The sequence below is a fragment of the Paraburkholderia sp. Ac-20347 genome, from assembly GCF_017104805.1.
Lineage (GTDB): Bacteria > Pseudomonadota > Gammaproteobacteria > Burkholderiales > Burkholderiaceae > Paraburkholderia > Paraburkholderia tropica.
Genome location: NZ_JAAGPN010000026.1, coordinates 20,711 through 40,045 on the forward strand (window position 1 = coordinate 20,711; position 19,335 = coordinate 40,045).

14 protein-coding genes and 1 tRNA gene are annotated in these 19,335 nt (G+C 64.4%); 5 read left to right on the plus strand and 10 right to left on the minus strand.

Annotation, left to right across the window (positions count from 1 at the left end):
• Positions 1–35: 35 nt before the first annotated feature.
• From greA to gloB, 5 genes are all read right to left on the minus strand, one after another.
• Positions 36–512 (minus strand): transcription elongation factor GreA, encoded by a 477-nt coding sequence (gene greA, locus G3N97_RS07800; RefSeq protein ID WP_205992708.1) that lies wholly within the window; start codon positions 510–512, stop codon positions 36–38.
• A gap of 206 nt (positions 513–718) precedes the next feature.
• Complete coding sequence (gene carB / locus G3N97_RS07805; protein WP_205992709.1) at positions 719–3,973, minus strand: carbamoyl-phosphate synthase large subunit; 3,255 nt, start codon at positions 3,971–3,973, stop codon at positions 719–721.
• Between the two features lie 136 nt (positions 3,974–4,109).
• The gene (carA, locus tag G3N97_RS07810; RefSeq protein ID WP_205992710.1) at positions 4,110–5,246 is read right to left on the minus strand and encodes a glutamine-hydrolyzing carbamoyl-phosphate synthase small subunit; all 1,137 of its coding nucleotides are present in this window, start codon (positions 5,244–5,246) and stop codon (positions 4,110–4,112) included.
• Between the two features lie 657 nt (positions 5,247–5,903).
• Complete coding sequence (locus tag G3N97_RS07815) at positions 5,904–7,556, minus strand: transglycosylase SLT domain-containing protein (RefSeq protein ID WP_205992711.1); 1,653 nt, start codon at positions 7,554–7,556, stop codon at positions 5,904–5,906.
• Positions 7,557–7,721: 165 nt separating this feature from the next.
• Complete coding sequence (gloB, locus tag G3N97_RS07820; protein WP_205992712.1) at positions 7,722–8,558, minus strand: hydroxyacylglutathione hydrolase; 837 nt, start codon at positions 8,556–8,558, stop codon at positions 7,722–7,724.
• Positions 8,559–8,578: 20 nt separating this feature from the next.
• On the opposite strand from gloB, the gene G3N97_RS07825 reads away from it, so the two are divergent.
• From G3N97_RS07825 to G3N97_RS07840, 4 genes are all read left to right on the plus strand, one after another.
• Positions 8,579–9,454, plus strand: a complete 876-nt coding sequence (locus G3N97_RS07825; RefSeq protein WP_205992713.1) for a class I SAM-dependent methyltransferase — start codon at positions 8,579–8,581, stop codon at positions 9,452–9,454.
• Entirely contained in the window at positions 9,451–9,900 is a 450-nt protein-coding gene (rnhA, locus tag G3N97_RS07830) for a ribonuclease HI (RefSeq protein ID WP_065061338.1), read from the plus strand. The genes G3N97_RS07825 and rnhA overlap by 4 nt, the downstream gene beginning before the upstream one ends.
• Positions 9,901–9,968: 68 nt before the next feature.
• Positions 9,969–10,712, plus strand: a complete 744-nt coding sequence (gene dnaQ / locus G3N97_RS07835) for a DNA polymerase III subunit epsilon (protein ID WP_205992714.1) — start codon at positions 9,969–9,971, stop codon at positions 10,710–10,712.
• Between the two features lie 49 nt (positions 10,713–10,761).
• A tRNA-Val gene (locus G3N97_RS07840) sits at positions 10,762–10,836 on the plus strand.
• A 136-nt stretch (positions 10,837–10,972) separates the two neighbouring features.
• Here the strand turns inward: G3N97_RS07840 and G3N97_RS07845 are convergent.
• The 3 genes from G3N97_RS07845 to G3N97_RS07855 form a co-directional block, all read right to left on the minus strand.
• Complete coding sequence (locus G3N97_RS07845; protein ID WP_205992715.1) at positions 10,973–11,449, minus strand: DUF2214 family protein; 477 nt, start codon at positions 11,447–11,449, stop codon at positions 10,973–10,975.
• A 164-nt stretch (positions 11,450–11,613) separates the two neighbouring features.
• A complete protein-coding gene (locus tag G3N97_RS07850) occupies positions 11,614–12,585 on the minus strand; it encodes a hypothetical protein (protein WP_205992716.1) in 972 nt (323 codons plus the stop codon).
• Positions 12,586–12,788: 203 nt separating this feature from the next.
• On the minus strand, positions 12,789–13,853 hold the full coding sequence (locus tag G3N97_RS07855; RefSeq protein ID WP_205992717.1) for a glycosyltransferase family 4 protein: 1,065 nt from the start codon (positions 13,851–13,853) through the stop codon (positions 12,789–12,791).
• 817 nt (positions 13,854–14,670) lie between these two features.
• Here G3N97_RS07855 and G3N97_RS07860 point away from each other — a divergent pair.
• On the plus strand, positions 14,671–16,506 hold the full coding sequence (locus G3N97_RS07860) for an ABC transporter ATP-binding protein (protein ID WP_205992718.1): 1,836 nt from the start codon (positions 14,671–14,673) through the stop codon (positions 16,504–16,506).
• A gap of 153 nt (positions 16,507–16,659) precedes the next feature.
• Here G3N97_RS07860 and otsA read toward each other — a convergent pair whose 3' ends face one another.
• Both otsA and otsB read right to left on the minus strand, forming a co-directional pair.
• A complete protein-coding gene (gene otsA / locus G3N97_RS07865) occupies positions 16,660–18,060 on the minus strand; it encodes an alpha,alpha-trehalose-phosphate synthase (UDP-forming) (protein ID WP_176080974.1) in 1,401 nt (466 codons plus the stop codon).
• Positions 18,061–18,145: 85 nt separating this feature from the next.
• The gene (otsB, locus tag G3N97_RS07870) at positions 18,146–18,907 is read right to left on the minus strand and encodes a trehalose-phosphatase (protein WP_205992719.1); all 762 of its coding nucleotides are present in this window, start codon (positions 18,905–18,907) and stop codon (positions 18,146–18,148) included.
• Between the last annotated feature and the right edge of the window lie 428 nt (positions 18,908–19,335).

Genomic DNA, 19,335 nt, shown 5'->3' on the forward strand with positions numbered 1-19,335 from the left:
CATTTTTCACGTCGTGACCCATGATCGGCGCCTTCTCAGATGTAACGAACCTCGATGACTTCGTACTCGCGCACGCCGCTCGGCGCCTGCACCGCGGCCACGTCGCCTTCCGACTTGCCGATCAGTGCGCGCGCGATGGGCGAGCTCACCGAAATGAGGCCGTGCTCGAGGTCGGCTTCGTCGTCGCCGACGATCTGGTACGTGACCGTGTTGCCCGATTCGAGGTCTTCGAGATCGACGGTCGAGCCGAACACGACGCGGCCTTCGGCCTCCAGCGTGGACGGGTCGATGACCTGCGCGGCCGCCAGCTTCGATTCGATTTCGGCGATGCGGCCTTCGATGAAGCCCTGCTTTTCCTTCGCGGCATCGTATTCCGCGTTTTCCGACAGATCGCCCTGGGCGCGCGCTTCGGCGATCGAATTGATGACCGCCGGACGCTCGACGGATTTCAGGCGCTGCAATTCTTCGCGAAGTTGATCTGCGCCGCGCTTGGTCAAGGGAATCGTGCTCATAAACAACTCGTTCAGCCGCTTGGGGCCGTATTGATGCCGCCCGCGACTGCGCGGACGGCCATAAAAAAAATTCCGCGGTTAAGTGCATTCCGCGAGGGTGGCGGCGCATGCGTGCGCAGCCTGAAGACCCTGTTGGAACGCCGCTTAACCGCGGCACATTCAGCTGTTTGCCTGCCTCGTTACGTATTGGACAGGCAAAGGAAGCCTTAGTTTAGGCGAGCGTGGAGGCCTTGTAAATCATAGACTTCCAGGTTCTTCAGGTAGCGCAGACCCTCGACGGCGGCGCGCGCGCCGGACATCGTGGTGTAGTACGTGACCTTGTTCGCCTGCGCGCTCATGCGGATCGAACGCGAGTCGGCGATCGCCGCGCGGGTTTCGTCGACGGTCGTGAAGACCAGCGAAATCTCGCCGTTCTTGATCATGTCGACGATGTGCGGACGGCCGTCCTTCACCTTGTTGACGAGCTTGACCGGCACGCCGGCCGCTTCGATCGCCGCTGCCGTGCCGCGCGTGGCGACCAGACCGTAGCCGAGTTCGTGCAGCATGCGCGCGACTTCGACGGCCTTCGGCTTGTCTGAATCCATCACCGTGATGAAAACGGTGCCCGACTCCGGCAGACGCGAACCGGCCGCGAGCTGCGACTTGAACAGCGCTTCACCGAAGGTCTTGCCCACGCCCATCACTTCGCCGGTCGAACGCATTTCGGGTCCGAGCACCGGATCGACTGCCGGGAACTTGATGAAGGGGAACACCGCTTCCTTCACGCTGAAGTACGGCGGCACGACTTCCTTCGTCACGCCTTGATCCGCGAGCTTCTGGCCGACCATCGCGCGCGCCGCGATCTTCGCGAGCGGCAGGCTGGTCGCCTTCGACACGTACGGCACCGTACGCGACGCGCGCGGGTTCACTTCCAGCACGTAGATGATGTCCTTCTTCGAACCGTCGTCCTGCGGCACTTGCTGGATCGCGAACTGCACGTTCATCAGGCCGACCACGTTCAGCGCCTTCGCCATGGCGGCGGTTTGACGCTTGAGCTCGGTCACCGTTTCCTGCGACAGCGAGTACGGCGGCAGCGAGCAAGCCGAGTCGCCCGAGTGCACGCCCGCCTGTTCGATGTGCTCCATCACGCCGCCGATGAACACGTCCGTGCCATCCGAGATGCAGTCCACGTCGCATTCGATCGCGTCGTTCAGGAAGCGGTCGAGCAGCACCGGCGAGTCGTTCGACACCTTCACGGCCTCGCGCATGTAGCGTTCAAGGTCGCGCGGCTCGTGAACGATTTCCATCGCGCGGCCGCCCAGCACGTACGACGGACGCACGACGAGCGGGTAGCCGATTTCTTCGGCGAGCTTGAGTGCTTCGTCTTCGGCGCGCGCCGTGCGGTTCGGCGGCTGGCGCAGGTTCAGGTCCTGCAGCAGCTTCTGGAAGCGCTCGCGGTCTTCGGCCGCGTCGATCATGTCCGGCGAGGTGCCGACGATGGGCACGCCGTTCGCCTCGAGGTCGAGCGCAAGCTTCAGCGGCGTCTGGCCGCCGTACTGCACGATCACGCCAACCGGCTTTTCGAGGTCGACGATTTCGAGCACGTCTTCGAGCGTGAGCGACTCGAAGTACAGACGGTCGGACGTGTCGTAGTCGGTCGACACCGTTTCCGGGTTGCAGTTGACCATGATCGTTTCGTAGCCGTCTTCGCGCATCGCGAGTGCGGCGTGCACGCAGCAGTAGTCGAACTCGATACCCTGGCCGATCCGGTTCGGGCCGCCGCCCAGCACCATGATCTTCTTGTTGTTCGTCGGGCTCGCCTCGCACTCTTCCTCATAGGTCGAGTACATGTAGGCGGTCTTGGTGGCGAACTCGGCCGCGCAGGTGTCCACGCGCTTGTAGACCGGGCGCACGTTCAGCTCGATACGACGCTTGCGCACGTCCGCGGCGTTGCTGCCCAGCAGCTTCGCCAGACGGCGATCCGAGAAACCGCTTTGCTTGAGGTACTTCAGCTCGTCCTTCGACAGGCTTTCGAGCGTGCGGCCCTTCGCGGCCTCTTCCTTCTGGATGATCTGTTCGATCTGCGCGAGGAACCACGGATCGATCGCGGTTTCTTCGAAGATCTCTTCGCGCGTCATGCCCACGCGGAATGCGTCGCCCACATACCAGATGCGGTCCGGACCGGCTTCGCCGATCTCGCGGATGATCTCGTCGCGGCTCGTGGTCTTTTCGTCCAGGCCGTCGACGCCGACTTCGAGACCGCGCAGCGCCTTCTGGAACGATTCCTGGAACGTGCGGCCAATCGCCATCACTTCGCCGACCGACTTCATCTGCGTGGTGAGGCGCGAATCGGCTTCGCGGAATTTTTCGAACGCGAAACGCGGAATCTTCGTGACGACGTAGTCGATGGTCGGCTCGAACGACGCCGGGGTCGCGCCGCCGGTGATTTCGTTCTTGAGCTCGTCCAGCGTGTAGCCGACGGCCAGCTTCGCCGCGACCTTGGCGATCGGGAAGCCCGTGGCCTTCGAAGCCAGCGCCGACGAACGCGACACGCGCGGGTTCATTTCGATCACGATCATGCGGCCGGTCTTCGGATCGATCGAGAACTGCACGTTCGAACCGCCCGTGTCCACGCCGATCTCGCGCAGCACCGCCAGCGAGGCGTCGCGCAGGATCTGATATTCCTTGTCGGTGAGCGTTTGCGCCGGCGCGACCGTGATCGAGTCGCCGGTGTGGATGCCCATCGGATCCAGGTTTTCGATCGAGCACACGATGATGCAGTTATCCGCCTTGTCGCGGACCACTTCCATCTCGTATTCCTTCCAGCCGAGCAGCGATTCTTCGATCAGCAGTTCGCGCGTGGGCGAGAGGTCGAGACCGCGCTTGCAGATCTCTTCGAACTCTTCGCGGTTGTACGCGATGCCGCCGCCCGAACCGCCGAGCGTGAACGACGGACGGATCACGACCGGATAGCCGCCCGTGCCGGTGAATTCGGCGATCTCGCCTTGCACCTTGAGCGCCTCTTCCATCGAGTGCGCAACGCCCGACTTCGCCGAACCGAGACCGATCTTGGTCATCGCGTCCTTGAACTTCTGGCGGTCTTCGGCCTTGTCGATGGCTTCCGGCGATGCGCCGATCAGCTCGACGTTGTACTTCGTCAGCACGCCGTGGTGATGCAGATCGAGCGCGCAGTTCAGCGCGGTCTGGCCGCCCATCGTCGGCAGGATCGCGTCCGGGCGCTCCTTCTCGATGATGCGCTCCACCACTTCCCACGTGATCGGCTCGATGTAGGTGACGTCGGCCGTGTTCGGGTCGGTCATGATCGTCGCCGGATTGCTGTTGACGAGGATGACCTTGTAGCCTTCTTCACGCAGCGCCTTGCATGCCTGCGCGCCCGAATAGTCGAACTCGCACGCCTGGCCGATGATGATCGGACCCGCGCCGATGATGAGAATGCTCTTGATGTCTGTCCGCTTGGGCATAACGCTCTCGCTAAATATTCCTGTGTCTTTTACGTCTGGCGGCTTGCCTGCTCTGCTCGCCGCCGGGTGCGCGCGTGGGCCGGATCGAAACCCGGCTCGCTGCGCACTCTGCTCTGCTCGTTCCTGCGGGCCGCGCTTACGCCTGCGCCTTGTCCATCAGCGCCGTGAAGCGGTCGAACAGGTAGCCGATGTCGTGCGGGCCGGGCGACGCTTCCGGGTGACCCTGGAAGCAGAACGCGGGCTTGTCGGTCAGCTCGAAACCTTGCAGCGTGCCGTCGAACAGCGAAACGTGCGTCACGCGCGCATTCGCCGGCAGCGATGCAGCATCGACCGCGAAGCCGTGGTTCTGCGACGTGATGACCACGCGGCCATCGCCGAGATCCTTCACCGGATGGTTCGCGCCGTGGTGGCCCGTCTTCATCTTGAGCGTCTTCGCGCCGACGGCGAGGCCCATGATCTGGTGACCGAGGCAGATGCCGAACGTGGGGATGCCGCGCTCGATGAGCGTCTGCGCCGCCTTGATCGCGTAGTCGCACGGTTCCGGATCGCCGGGGCCGTTCGAGAGGAACACGCCGTCCGGGTTCAGCGCGAGCGCGTCTTCAGCCGTGGCTTGCGCCGGCAGCACCGTGACGTCGCAGCCGCGCTCGGCGAGCATGCGCAGGATGTTCTGCTTCACGCCGTAGTCGAACGCGACGACCTTGTACTTCGGCGCCGATTGCGTGCGGTAGCCTTCGCCCAGACGCCACTCCGTGGTGTTCCACGTGTAGGTCTTTTCGGTCGAGACGACCTTCGCGAGGTCCATGCCCGCGAGGCCCGGGAACGAGCGCGCGAGTTCGATGGCCTTGGCTTCGTCGTCGGAACCGGCGAGGATCGCGCCGTTCTGCGCGCCCTTGTCGCGCAGGATACGCGTGAGCTTGCGCGTATCGATACCGGCGATGGCGACCACGCCTTCGTCCTTCAGATACTGGCCGAGCGTGCGCTCCATGCGGAAGTTGGAGGCGAGCACGGGCAGGTCGCGAATGATCAGACCGGCGGCATGGACTTTCGTGGCTTCGACGTCTTCGGCATTGACGCCGACATTGCCGATATGCGGATACGTGAGGGTGACGATCTGGCGAGCGTAGCTCGGGTCAGTCAGGATTTCCTGATAACCGGTGATAGCCGTGTTGAACACGACTTCGCCGATCGTATGGCCGGGCGCGCCGATCGAATAACCACGAAAGACCGTGCCGTCGGCGAGCGCGAGCAGAGCGGGAGAGAATGACGGCAACACGGGAGACTCCTTGGGGGAGCACCCTGTGCCGACCTGTTGTCCGACGTTGCGATCTTGCGACCTGGAGCGGCTGCGGCGTCGGCATCCTGTACGGCGGGATCAGGACGCGCGCGCGGCGCACTCGTTGCGCGGCTTATCCGTGCGTCTGGCAGTCTGGGCGCCGGGCCTGAACGTGCGTTTGTGACGCTCGATCGGGCGGCAGCCGGCCATTTCGACGGTAAAGCGCGGGCGGCGGATGAACGGATGGGGGGAGGTAGGCGCTAGGGTGCGGGTTGATAAGCTCAAACCTTGAAATTATAGCGCGAAATTGCCCTTTCCTTCAAATTTCAAGATGACGTCGGGCCATCGGCGCGGTGCCGGGCGGCACAACGACGCCCTTTCCACTATAGGCGGCGCGGCGCGCAGGACAAGTGGATGGCGGGATCGGGCGATTTCGTTGCGCGCCTCTCATTGCGATGCTCGCGCCCTTTTATCGCCTGACCGCACTGCGCGTGTTGCAACAATCGCGCGCGCATGGAATGCAACCCAACGCATTCGGGACGCACCAACGAAAACGCCGCCACCTGGCGGGGTGACGGCGTCAAAAAGCTAGTAGTGATCGGAGCGAAACACCATGCGCTGCCCCCGCAACGCATAGCTGAGCACCCTACGCTGCCGCTATTTGGATTTGTGCTTCTGCGTGTGGGTGTCGGCCTTCGAGCGGCTCGCCGTACCCTTCGACGCCTTGCTGGGCGCTGCGCTGGAAGCCTTGGCCTTGACCGGTTCGGAAACCTTCACGACTTCGTTGCGCGCGCGACCGTGTTTCTTATCGTAGCGCGACTTCGAGCCGGTGTCTGCAATCCGGGTGCCGATGCGCTGCACGCCACCACCGGAAACGTTCGTTGCCAGACGTTCGGGGCCCGGCTCGCTCGGCATCGACTTGCCGACCGGCACGTGCAGCACCAGCACCTGACCCGGCGACGCGAGATCGCGATGCGTGCGGTTCCACGCCTTGAGCTGGCCGACCGAGACGCCGTAGCGGCCCGCGATCGTTTCCATCGACTGCTTGCGGCGCACGCGGATCAGCATCTTGCGCGTGTCGGGCACGTCCGGCTCCATCGCGAGCACGGCGCTTTCTGCAACGTCGGCGCTGATGTCTTCGTCGTCGCCGTCGTCGGTGCGCGGCACCACGAGCGTCGACCCGGCCTTCAGGCGCATGCCCGCCGGAATCTTGTTGACCGACATGAGCGTGTCCGCGTCCACGCCGATCTTCTGCGCGATGGCCGCCGGCGTGGCGCGCGAGTCGGTGGTGTACACGGTCCACGACGAGAGCTGGCCCGAATACGACTTCAGGTTGCGCTCGAATGCGCTGGCGTTATCGAACGGCAGCAGGATCTGCGGATCGGTGGCGCCGAGAATGACCGGCTTCTTGAACGACGGATTGAGCGAGCGGAACTCGTCGGGCGCCATGTTCGCGAGCTTGGCCGCGACGTCCACGTCGATATCGTGCGAGGTGGTGACGGTGACGAAATACGGGTGGTTCGGAATCGAAGGCAGCGTGAGGCCGTACTGCTGCGGATTCATCACGATGTTCTTGACGGCCTGGAGCTTCGGCACGTAATTGCGCGTCTCGTTGGGCATGCGCAGGCTCTGGTAGTCGGTCGGCAGACCGGCGGCCTGGTTGCGCGCGATGGCGCGCTGCACGTTGCCCTCGCCCCAGTTGTACGCGGCGAGTGCGAGATACCAGTCGCCGAACATGTCGTGCAGACGCGAGAGGTAATCGAGCGCGGCGCTGGTCGAGGCCAGCACGTCGCGGCGCTCGTCCTGCCACATGTTCTGCTTGAGGTTGTAAGTGCGGCCCGTGCCCGGCACGAACTGCCACATGCCCGCGGCCTTCGCGACCGACAGCGCCTGCGGGTTATAGGCGGATTCGATGAACGGCAGCAGCGCGAGCTCGGTCGGCATATGGCGCGCTTCGAGCTCTTCGACGATGTGGTACAGATATTTTTGCGAGCGCTCGGTCATGCGCGCCACGTAGTCGGGACGCTCCGCGTACCACTGCGCATTCATGTCGACCAGATCGCTCTGCAGATCGGGCATCTGGAAACCGCGGCGAATACGACCCCAAAGGTCGGCGTCCGGACTCGTGAGCTGATCGACCGAGCCGTTATCGACGTTAATCGTTTCTTTCGCTGCGGAAGTCTTACGGATCTGGTCGGCGCGCGCCTGGGGATCGGCGGGAGAAAGAGAGCTGGCTGAATTCGCCGCAGGCCCGCCGCTCGCGCACGCGGCGAGCATGAGGACCAGCAGCGCACTTAGGATAAATCGCATGAACGTCTACATCCGCAAGGCTGGAATTTGCAGCCGATAGTACGGAACGCACACGTTTCCGTCAATCGGAATAATTGGAAAAAGCCATGAAAATCCGCAGCTTGGGTGTGGTTCCATACGTTTGGGTTGAGCATACCCACGCATCGCGGTGGGTCAGCGGAACCTTCAGCGGAAGCGGTTTTTCCACTCGCGCATCAGCGTGAATGCGGCCAGCCGGTCGGGCACCGTTTCATGCAGCGCTTCGGCAAGCGTGGCCTGCACGGCAGGATCGTCGGCGCGCAGGAAAGGATTCACCGCGCGCTCGTGGGCGATCGTGGTCGGCAAGGTCGGCACACCGCGTTCGCGCAGCGCCGAAGCCTTCGCGCTCCAGCCGTGCAGCGCGGCGTTGTCCGGATCGCAGGCGAGCGCGAAACGAATGTTAGAAAGCGTGTATTCGTGGGCGCAATGGACCTGCGTGTCGCCGGGCAATGCGGCGAACGAATCGAGCGACGCGAGCATCTGCGCGGGCGTGCCTTCGAACAGGCGACCGCAACCGCAGGCGAACAGCGTGTCGCCGCAAAAAAGATGGGGCACGGCGTTCAGCGAACCTGCCGCCTGGAAGTACGCGATGTGTCCGCGCGTGTGACCCGGCACATCCATCACCTTCAGATCGAGCGCAGGCGCTTCGATGCGCACCGTGTCGCCGCCGCGCACGCGCGTGACGAACGGATCGAGCGGGCCGAGCGCCTCGCCGGCCGGGCCGTAGACGGGAACGCGCTCATCCGAAAGGAGATCGGCCACTCCGCCGACGTGGTCGTTGTGGTGATGGGTGAGTAAAATAGCGCAGAGCCGCCAGCCTCGTTTCGCCACATAATCGCGAACCGGCGCGGCGTCGCCCGGATCGACGGCGACGGCATTGCGGCCGTCCGACACGACCCAGATGTAGTTATCTTCAAAAGCCGGAACCGGCACGTATTCGAGCGCAGCGGAAGACGCGCGCGCGTGCTCAAGCGGACTCTTCATGGGGCGACGTACTCTTCGACATGTCTGACCGAACGATTATAGACTGGCCCGCCTGGACCGCTTCGCCCGCCGGAAGGTACGTGCTCGACTGGGAGCAGGAGCAACTGGACCGCATGGTGTCGAACATTTTCGGCTACCATGCGCTGCAAATCGGCCTGCCGCAACTCGACGCGCTGCGCGAAAACCGCATGTCGTGCCGCGCGCTCGTGCTCGACGGCGCGAGCGCGGCCAGCGCGCCTTATGTTGCGCCGCTCGCGCCGGGCGGCTCGCATCACGGTTCGGTTCACGCAGGGCCGAGCGCCGGCCGCATCGATACGAGCGCCGCGCCGTCGCTGCATGCCCCGGCCGGGCGCAGCACGATCTGGTGCGATCATCTCGATCTGCCGTTCGAGGCGCAGAGCGTCGACCTGATCGTCATGCCGCACACGCTCGAATTCACGAGCGACCCGCACCGCCTGCTGCGCGAAGCCGAACGCGTGCTGATGCCCGAAGGCCAGCTCGTGATCGTCGGCTTCAACTCGCTGTCGCTGTGGGGCGCGCGCCAGTCGGCGGGCAAACTCACGGGCCGCCCTTTCCTGCCCGCGCGTCAGGACCTGATCGCCTTCACGCGTCTGAAAGACTGGATCAAGCTGCTCGGCTTCGAACTCGAACGCGGGCGCTTCGGCTGCTATCGGCCGCCGCTTTCGACCGACAAATGGCTCGGCCGCTATGGCTTCATGGAAGCCGCGGGCGACCGCTGGTGGGCGATCTTCGGCGCGGTCTACATGATTACGGCGATCAAGCGCGTGCGCGGCATGCGCCTCGTCGGACCGTTGAAGGTCAAGAAACCGGTGCTGGCGCCGAGCCTGAAGGCCGCGGCCACCACCCCTTCCCCTACACGCAACAAGGACTCATGAGCACACCCGACTTCGTCGAAATCTTCACGGACGGCGCCTGCAAGGGCAACCCTGGCCCCGGCGGCTGGGGCGCGCTGCTGCGCTTCGGCGCGCAGGAAAAAGAACTGTTCGGCGGCGAGGCCGGCACGACCAACAACCGCATGGAGCTGATGGGCGTGATCGCCGCGCTCGAAGCGCTCAAGCGCCCGTGCAAGGTGATCGTGCACACCGATTCGCAATACGTGCAAAAAGGCATCAGCGAGTGGATTCACGGCTGGAAAAAGAAGAACTGGATGACCGCCGCGAAAACGCCCGTCAAGAACGACGACCTGTGGAAGCGCCTCGACGCGCTCGTCGCGCAACACGAGGTGGAGTGGCGCTGGGTCAAGGGTCACGCCGGCCATCCGGAAAACGAGCGCGCCGACGCGCTCGCGAACCGCGGCGTCGCCACGCTCACCGAACTCTGAGCCTTTAAAACGCGGCGCGTCCTGTCTGCCGACACGCGCGCCGCCCACGCAATCCTGTTTCAAACGCCATGCGCCAGATCATTCTCGATACCGAAACCACCGGCCTGAACGCCCGCACGGGCGACCGCATCATCGAAATCGGCTGCGTCGAGCTCGTGAACCGCCGGCTCACGGGCAACAACCTGCACTTCTACATCAACCCGGAACGCGACAGCGACCCCGGCGCGCTTGCGGTGCACGGCCTGACCACCGAATTCCTCTCCGACAAACCGAAGTTCGCCGAAGTCGCGAACGAGATTCTCGACTTCATTCGCGGCGCGGAACTGATCATTCACAACGCGCCGTTCGATATCGGCTTTCTCGATGCCGAGCTCGCGATGGTCGGCCTGGCGCCGCTCAAGCAGCATTGCGGCGACGTGATCGACACGCTGGTGCAGGCCAAGCAGATCTTCCCGGGCAAACGCAATTCGCTCGACGCGCTGTGCGACCGCTTCGGCATCAGCAACGCGCACCGCACGCTGCACGGCGCACTGCTCGACTCGGAACTGCTCGCCGAAGTCTATCTGGCGATGACGCGCGGCCAGGAAAGCCTCGTGATCGACATGTCGAGCGCGCACGACGCGAACGATGCAAGCGCCACGCCGCGCGTGCGCTTCGAGACGCTCGCGCTGCCTGTGATCGCTGCGAGCGCCGACGAGATGAGCGAGCACGACGCCCTGCTCGACGGCCTCGACAAGGCGCTCAAGGGCACCTCGGTCTGGCGCACACAGCCCGTCAGCGAAGAAAATTCCGATACTGTGCAAAATACTTAAGAAAGGGCTTTACAAGACTGAAAATGCCCGGCATAATCTGAATCTCTTCGGGTGGTTAGCTCAGCGGTAGAGCACTGCCTTCACACGGCAGGGGTCACTGGTTCGATCCCAGTACTACCCACCAGGATTCTGGTGTTGGTAAAGACAAGCACCGAAGATAAAAAGCCCCGTTGCGCAAGCAACGGGGCTTTTTTCATTTCCGGCCATCGATTCGGACTGCTGATGAATGGAGTTCGGGACACATCCACCCGCCCGCCCCACTACGACGCGCCATCCGCATCCATCCCCGCCAGCCCGATGCCGCGCGCCATGCCCGTCGCGGCAAACACCATCACAACGAGCAGCAGCGTCTGCCACATACCGATGCGCGCATATTTCGGCGCGCGCGTGAGATCGGGCACGTCGCCGTTTTTGACGGCGTTGCGCCAGCGCACGAGCGCCATCATCGGTGCAATTTCGAGCAGAAGGATCAGCACGAGCGCGCCCATCTTTACGTGAAAGAGCGGTTCGTGGAGGTAGTAATCCGCGCCCTTCTCGAAGCCGCCAAATGCGCGCATCGCGCCCGTGACGATCAGCACGACCGCCGAGCCGCCCCAGCCGTTATCGGCGCTGAAGATGGCGGGCAGCTCCTCTGTCGAAGTGCAGCGGCGCAGACCGCGCGAACGCCGCAGGATCGAGGCGAGCGCGAATCCGAAGGCCAGCAGATGAATGGCGGCAAGCAACCAGCGGATAAGCATGGCGACTCCTTCGAAGCGACGATGGATCGGCAAGCTGCGGCGGAGCGCGCTCCGCGGTTACGACGGGAATCGGAAAGACGATCGAAACAGAGACAAGCAGAAGGAATAGCAGAAACGCGAGAAACCAGGCTGCAACCCGCGAGGCGGCGAACCGCGCTCGCGCTTCAAGCCTGTTTCAGCGCGGCATCCAGCGCGCGGGCGGCCACACGATCGCCCTCGGTCATGAGACGGCTGCGGAACACGGTCTGACGGTTGTGACCCGCCGCGGCCGGCGAGTCCCACATCAATTCGATTTTCGGACGGCGCTCGTGCGACGACGCAGCCGCTTGAGGCGGCGGGATCACTGCGATCTGCGTACTCGTCGACGTTGCCGGTGCAGCCGGAACCACGGGCGCGGCCGACTCAGGCGTAGCCGCCAGCGTGGCCTCGGCATCGAGCGGCACGCTCGGCGTGACCGGCTCATCGATCGGCTCGCTAACGGGCACGACGCCGACGCCGCCCGCCCCACCCGCCCCACGCTGCAAATTCGACTCACTCCGCACCCGTGCATCGCCGGGCCAGCGCACCGACAACTCGCGTGCGTCGTACTGACCGAGCTTGCGGCTTTCGAGCCAGACCACCGTCGTGCGCGTCGCGACATCGATCGAGACCGCATAGCGCCCGATCGCGAACCGCCGCGCCGCGAAGTTCGACCGCCACAGCGCACGCGGACGGCAGATCCACACGACGGCCGCGTACAGCGCGGGCAGCACCACGAGCCAGCCGTTGGTCTCGGCGGCGGCGTGCACGGCGCGACGCCAGCCCGCCATCCACACGAAAGCGCCAATCGACCAGAGCGCGAACAGGCAACCGAAAATGCCGAAGAAGCGCAGCGCCTGGCGCAGCCACTGAGGCAGCGGATGGAACGGACGCTCCACGCGAGCCTTCGCGCCCGGCAACACGATCAGCAGAAACAGGAAGACGAGATTCAGACACGCGACCGGCGACGAGGCCATCCCCTCGAGCGCCGCGATGAAATTCATCTGAGCCATCGAGTGGAGCCAGCGCGCAAGGATCACGAGACCGATCGCGCGCAACGCGAACATCGTGCCGGCACCGGGAACGGTGACGGCGCGCGTCGGTCGGGTTCTTGCCAAGGCACTTCTCCTGTTGTCGCTGTCGTAAAAAAAGGCCGCCAATTTCGCGGAACGGCCATTATAGGGACATTGCCGCCGCCCCTCACGCTCGCAGCCAGTGAGGACCCTTACGTGCGGCGTAAATGTAACAACGCCCCAGTGCAAGGCACTGAGGCGTTGTAAAAATCCGCGCGAGCCGTCAGACGACGGCTCGAACCGCGCACTTAGCTGGCGTTGACTTCGCGCAGCACGGTGCGGCGCTTCTGGCGCAGCATTTCTTCGTACACGGCGACGTAGTTCTTCGCCATGACCTTCGACGAGAAGCGCGATTCGAACGCGCCGCGCACCTTCTCGCGCGACAGCGTCGACAGGCGCTTGACCGCCGCGACTGCGCTGATTTCGTCTTCGACGACGAAACCCGACACGCCGTTGTCGATGACTTCCGGCACCGAACCGCGCTTGAACGCGATGACCGGCGTGCCGCAAGCCATGGCTTCGATCATGACCAGACCGAAGGGCTCCGGCCAGTCGATCGGGAACACCAGCGCGTGCGCGTTGCCGAGGAATTCACGCTTTTCGTGCTCGCCGATTTCGCCGATGTACTCGACGTGCGACTGCGCCATCAGCGGCTTGATGACTTCTTCGTAGTAGGCGCGGTCGGCCTTGTCGATCTTGGCGGCGACCTTGAGCTTCATGCCGGCCTGACCGGCGATGCGGATCGCCTTGTCCAGACCCTTCTCCGGCGAAACGCGGCCGAGGAAGGCGAGATAGCCCGGCTCGACGTTGTCGATCGGACGCAGCACGTCTTCCGGCAGGCCGTGGTAGACGGTCTGTTGCCAGTTGGCTTGCTGCAGCGGCAGGCGCTGGTTGTCCGAGATCGAGACGACCGGCACGTCGCTGAACGCGTTGAAGATCGGTTGCAGTTCGGGCAGGTCCAGGCGGCCGTGCATCGTCGTGACGAAAGGCACTTCCTGACGCTGGAACAGCGAGAACGGGTAGTAGTCGATGTGGAAATGCAGCACGTCGAATTCATGCGCGCGGCGGCGCACTTCTTCGAGCAGCAGCATGTGCGGGGCCATCACGTCGCGAATCGTCGGGTCGAGGCGCAGCGCCTGCGGCCAGAAGGCTTCGAGCTTCGCCGAGGTGATCGAATCGCCGCTCGCGAACAGCGTAACATCGTGACCCTGTTCGACCAGCGCTTCGGTCAGGTAGGAGACCACCCGTTCCGTGCCGCCGTACAGCTTGGGAGGAACCGCCTCGTGCAACGGAGCGATTTGAGCGATTCGCATAGTGGTGAACTCCTTCCTCGTAATAAATCGGGCAAAGTACTGCAAGTTTGACAATCGACCTCGCGAGCCGCGGCCTGTGCCGCTCGCCCTGCCAGGCGTTCCGTACCGCTAACCGCGCCGGATGCCCGGCACACAGACCGACGCAGTTGTCTCGTGACGGATCGTCACGCGCGGCGGCTCAGGCGGTAAACGCGCAGGGGTCGCTGTCGTTGACACAAAAGCTGTCAATTTCCCTACGCCGTTCGAGTCGGCATTATCCGGGTTTGCACCCATAGCCGGCTAGAACATTTCAAAGTCTTTACGTTGTTACAAACTGGAAACACTCCGCAACCCCCTGTTTTTAAAGACAGTTATAAATTAGGGGAGCGTTTCCGGCCGGCGCGTGGCGCCGGCAACCGGAACCGGGCCATCACGCGCCGCCTGGCACGTGCTGTACGCGACATCTTACGAATCGCACGCGGTTGTCCTGGTTCACTGTGAGACACTGGCGCGGACCATTCGCGCAATGTTCACAAACTATTCGCAAACTGTTCGGATAACGTGATGCGACAGCGCATCAAGGAATTCCGAACGCAATCCATAATTGTATCTCTAAAAAGGCCGGGAAAACTTGCTGAACCTTGGCCACGACACCTTGCAGGAAGGCACACCGGTTGCCGCGTAGTCGCGATAAGATGCGCGCGCAGCGGGCACGGGGCATGCGCCCCGCGTAATGGATGTTTACAATGCGGATATTCCGTCAGGTTTGCCGCAGCGCCTTCCTATCTCTTTTTCCACCTCGTACGGACGAAGCTCCGTCAGACCGACCACCGATCAATTGGAACATCTGACCATCGCCCAGCGTAACGCCCACAACGCAAAGCTCGCGAGCTATGCGCGGCGGCCGCTCGCGTTCCTTTTCCGCTACATCAAGCGCCATCCGTTCGCCCACGCCGTCGTGCTCGCCAGCGTGTTTGCGGCTGTCGGCTGCGCGCTTGCTTCGCAGTACGCGATCAAGCATCTGATCGACGTGCTCGGTACCGGCCGTCACCATCCTGGTCCGCTGTGGACCGCGTTCGCGATCCTCGTGGGCCTGATTGCCGCCGACAACCTGCTCTGGCGGGTCGGCGGCTGGTTCGCCGCGCACACGTTCGTCGCCGTCACCGGCGACCTCAGGCGCGACCTGTTCCAGTACCTGAGCGGCCACTCGCCCACCTATTACTCGGAGAAACAGCCCGGCACGCTCGCCAGCCGGATCACCGCCACCTCGAACGCCGTCTACACGGCCGAGAACACCACCGCCTGGAACGTGCTGCCGCCGTGCATCGCGGTCGCGGGCGCGATCGTCATGATCATCGCCGTGAATCCGCTGATGGCGGCCGGTCTGCTGCTCTGCTCGGCGATCCTCTCGGTGATCCTGTTCAAGCTGGCCGGTCGCGGCTCGGCCCGCCACCACGCGTTCGCCTCCCGCGCGGCCGCCGTGGACGGCGAGCTCGTCGACGTAATCGGCAACATGGCGCTCGTGCGCGCCTTCGGCATGACGTTTCGCGAGCAGAAGCGCTTCGGCTCGACCGTCAAGGCCGAACTGGACGCGCGCCGCCAGAGCCTGCTCTACCTCGAAAAGCTGCGTCTACTGCACGCCGTGATCACGGCCATGCTCTCGGCCGGCCTGCTCGGCTGGGCGCTGTGGCTCTGGGATCAGGGCAAGGCCACTTCGGGCGACATCGTGCTCGTGAGCTCGCTGGGCTTCACGATCCTGCACGGCACGCGCGACCTGGCCGTGGCGCTCGTCGACGTGACGCAGCACGTGGCGCGTCTCGCTGAAGCCGTGCAGACGCTGCTGGAGCCGCACGGCATGCCCGACCGCGACGACGCGAGCGAGCTCATCGCGCAAGGCGGCCGCGTGGACTTCGAAGGCGTGACTTTCGCCTATCCGCACCGCAAGCCGATTCTCGATCACTTCGATCTGCAGATTCAGGCAGGCCAGCGGGTGGGCCTGATCGGCAAGTCGGGCGCGGGCAAGACCACCGTGCTCGCGCTGCTGCAGCATTTCTACGAGACCCAGGGCGGCTCGATCAAGATCGACGGCCAGGACATCGCGCACGTGACGCAGGACAGCCTGCGCCACGCCATCGCGCTGGTGCCGCAGGACATCTCGCTGCTGCACCGCTCGATCTACGAGAACATCGCCTATGGCCGCCCCGAGGCGAGCCGCGAGGAAGTGCTCGCCGCCGCCCGCGAGGCGCGCTGCGCCGACTTCATCGAAGCGATGCCCGAAGGCTACGACACGATCGTGGGCGACCGCGGCGTGAAGCTCTCGGGCGGCCAGCGTCAGCGCATCGCCATCGCGCGCGCGATCCTCAAGAACGCGCCGATCCTGCTGCTCGACGAAGCCACCTCGGCGCTCGACAGCGCGTCGGAAGAAGCAATCCAGCAGGCGCTCGACCGTCTGATGGTCGGCCGCACCGTGATCGCCATCGCGCACCGCTTGTCGACGCTGCAAAACTTCGACCGCATCATCGTGATGAGCACGGGCAAGGTGATCGACGACGGCAATCCCGATGAGTTGCGCAACCGTCCGGGCCTCTATCGCGAACTGCTCGCGAAGCAGTACGGCAAGGGCTCGACGCTGCATCTCGGCAACAAAAAGGCCGACGAAAAACACGTCGCCTGAGTTGCCTGCTAACGTCCTTCGCGAATACCGCTCGCGAATTTCACTCGCGAAACCTGGACGCAAAAAAAGCCGCTTCGAAAGAAGCGGCTTTTTTCTTTGGCGAGTGCGTGACCGCGAACGTAGCGCCCTCGCCCGCACCACGCGCCCGGACGATCAGGCGACCGAGCGTTTGGGCACGTCCGTAAGATCGCGCATGAAGCGGTCGCGCCACACCGAGACGTTGTTCTCGCGCAGCTGGACCATCATGTCGTTGTAGCGCGCGAGGCGCTCGGCGAGCGGCATCGCCAGCGCCTTGCCGAGCGCGTCGGCCATGCCGTCGATGTCGAGCGGATTCACGATCAGCGCGCCGCCCAGCTCCTGCGCCGCGCCCGCGAAACGCGACAGCACCAGCACGCCCGGATTTTCCGGATCCTGCGCGGACACGTATTCCTTCGCCACGAGGTTCATGCCGTCGCGCAACGGCGTGACATAGCCCACGTGCGAGGCGCGGAACAGCGCGGCGAGCACGGCCCGTTCGTACTGACGATGGATGTACCAGATCGGCGTCCAGTCGAGTTCGGCGAAACGTCCGTTGATGCGGCCCGACTCCGCTTCCAGCCGCAGACGGATGTCCTGATACGCGTGCAGGTCGGCGCGCGTGGGCGGCGCGATCTGCACGAACGAGACCTTGTTGCGCTGCGCCGGCGCGCTTTCGAGCAGCCGCTCGAAGGCGCGAAAACGCTCGACGAGCCCCTTCGAATAATCGAGACGATCGACGCTCATGATGACCTTGCGGCCATGCAGCGCCGCCTTTAGCGTGCGCACCGGCTTGCCGCGCTCGCCGGCCTTGGCGAGTTCGGCCACTTCGTCGGGATAGACGCCGATCGGATAATCGTTCGCGGCCAGCGTCTTGCCGAAGGCCGTGATCTGCGTGAGACCGTCGGCGCGCTTCTCGACCGAGCCGTTCGCCTCGTTGACGATGTAATCGCAGAACGCGCGCAGATCGGGCTTGGTCTGAAACCCGAGCAGATCGAACGAACACAGCGCCTCGACCAGCTCGCGATGCGGCGGCACCGCCAGCAGCACTTGCGACGCCGGAAACGGAATGTGCAGGAAGAAGCCGATGCGGTTCTTCACGCCCGCCGCGCGCAGCGCCTGCGCGAACGGGATCAGGTGATAGTCGTGGACCCAGATGACGTCGTCGTCGTGCAGCAGCGGCACGAGCTGTTGCGCGAGCCACGCATTCACGCGGCAATAGCCTTCGTAGTCGTGGCGGTCGTACTGGACCAGATCGGCGCGATAGTGGAACGCGGGCCACAGCGTGGCGTTCGAGAAGCCGCGATAGTACTGGTCGTAGTCGCGGCGCAGCAGGCCAATGGTCGCGAACGTGACAGGGCCGCGTTCTTCGAGCTGGATGCTCGGCTGGCCGGACGACAGCACGTCGCCGCTCCAGCCGAACCACATGCCGCCGGTTTCCTTGAGTGCGTCGTACACGCCGACCGCGAGACCGCCGGCGGCCGGGCCGCCTTCGGAAATCGGCGCGACCCGGTTCGACACGATGATCAGTCGGCTCATGAGATGCAGGTTCCGTGCTGGGAGTGAAACAGATGCGCCGGACCAGCCGGCGCGAGAAGCGAGAGAGACAACGCGCGCAACGCCATCAGGCGCCGCGCGCCGCAGCGACCAGTGCGGTGAGCCAGGCGAGCAGCGCCTCGACCGAGTCGACGCGCGTGCGCGCAATCGTGTCGCCGCCGCCGACCTTGATCGACAAACCGCCGAATTCGTTGACCACGGCGAAGCCCTTCTCGTCGGTCAGATCGTCGCCGGCGAACACCGGCGTGCGGCCCGCGAACGGCGGTTCGTCGAGGAACGCGCGCAGCGCGCGACCCTTGTCGACGTCCTTGGGCTTGATTTCGTAGACCATCTTGCCGGGCTGGAGCACGTAGGCGTCGGCGAACTCGGCGGCGAGCGCTTCCGTGGCCACGCGCGCCGCGTTGGCGTGCTCGGGCGCGTTGCGGTAATGCAGCGCGAGCGCCGCGCCCTTGATCTCGAGCAACGTGCCCGGATGCGTACGCACGACTTCCGCGAGCACCTGCTCCATGTGCAGCAGGCGCGCGTCGTGAAAACCGACGCGCTGCGTGTCGCCATTCGCGTCGCGGCGCTCGGCGCCATGCAGGCCCGCGATCGGCAGGTCGGGCATGGCGAGAAAGTCGTCGATGCTGTCGATGCCGCGCCCGGAGACGATCGCCGCCGCACCGTTCGTCGCGCGGCGCAGTTCGGCGAGCAGCGCCAGCATGTCGGGACGCACGAGCACGCCGTCGGGCGTGGGCGCGAGCTCGACGAGCGTGCCGTCGAAATCGAAGAAAAATGCCGTCTTGTCGAACGGCAGTGCTGCGGGAAGTGCTTGCGGAATTGCTTGCATTACGGCCTTTTCACCCCTCGGCGCGTGCGCCGGATATCGGTTCGGCAGACGCGTGCGCCTGCCTGGGAAAGTGTGCGAATCTTACCGCGACTGCCTTTAATTATCGAGAAAACGGCCCTGCGGACGCGTTTTGACACACTTTCTTGCACAAAAAGCGGCCCGGACGCATCGCCCGGCTGGCGTCGCCTGAGCGCGAATTGATGCGTCATTTTGTCCCCGATTCGACAGCCGGCCGCCGCCTGGACGAAGCACGCGCGGCAGCGAGGCCGCAATTTTGCTACAGTCCACCGGCATGACGCGGAGCCGACCGCCGCGCCCAACCGGGCTTACGGTCCGCCCGCGCCGGTCGACATCCTCAAAGCAACGCTTTCCCGAGACAGCCTTTGACCCGCCCGTTCGCCGCCTCCCTTTCCTCGCGCCTCGCACGC

Bases quoted from the DNA above. Each gene is read 5' to 3' on its own strand.
- greA (WP_205992708.1), bottom strand. From the start codon at position 512: ATGAGCACGATTCCCTTGACCAAGCGCGGCGCAGATCAACTTCGCGAA.
- carB (WP_205992709.1), bottom strand. From the start codon at position 3,973: ATGCCCAAGCGGACAGACATCAAGAGCATTCTCATCATCGGCGCGGGT.
- G3N97_RS07815 (WP_205992711.1), bottom strand. From the start codon at position 7,556: ATGCGATTTATCCTAAGTGCGCTGCTGGTCCTCATGCTCGCCGCGTGC.
- gloB (WP_205992712.1), bottom strand. From the start codon at position 8,558: ATGAAGAGTCCGCTTGAGCACGCGCGCGCGTCTTCCGCTGCGCTCGAA.
- G3N97_RS07825 (WP_205992713.1), top strand. From the start codon at position 8,579: ATGTCTGACCGAACGATTATAGACTGGCCCGCCTGGACCGCTTCGCCC.
- rnhA (WP_065061338.1), top strand. From the start codon at position 9,451: ATGAGCACACCCGACTTCGTCGAAATCTTCACGGACGGCGCCTGCAAG.
- dnaQ (WP_205992714.1), top strand. From the start codon at position 9,969: ATGCGCCAGATCATTCTCGATACCGAAACCACCGGCCTGAACGCCCGC.
- G3N97_RS07845 (WP_205992715.1), bottom strand. From the start codon at position 11,449: ATGCTTATCCGCTGGTTGCTTGCCGCCATTCATCTGCTGGCCTTCGGA.
- G3N97_RS07855 (WP_205992717.1), bottom strand. From the start codon at position 13,853: ATGCGAATCGCTCAAATCGCTCCGTTGCACGAGGCGGTTCCTCCCAAG.
- otsA (WP_176080974.1), bottom strand. From the start codon at position 18,060: ATGAGCCGACTGATCATCGTGTCGAACCGGGTCGCGCCGATTTCCGAA.
- otsB (WP_205992719.1), bottom strand. From the start codon at position 18,907: ATGCAAGCAATTCCGCAAGCACTTCCCGCAGCACTGCCGTTCGACAAG.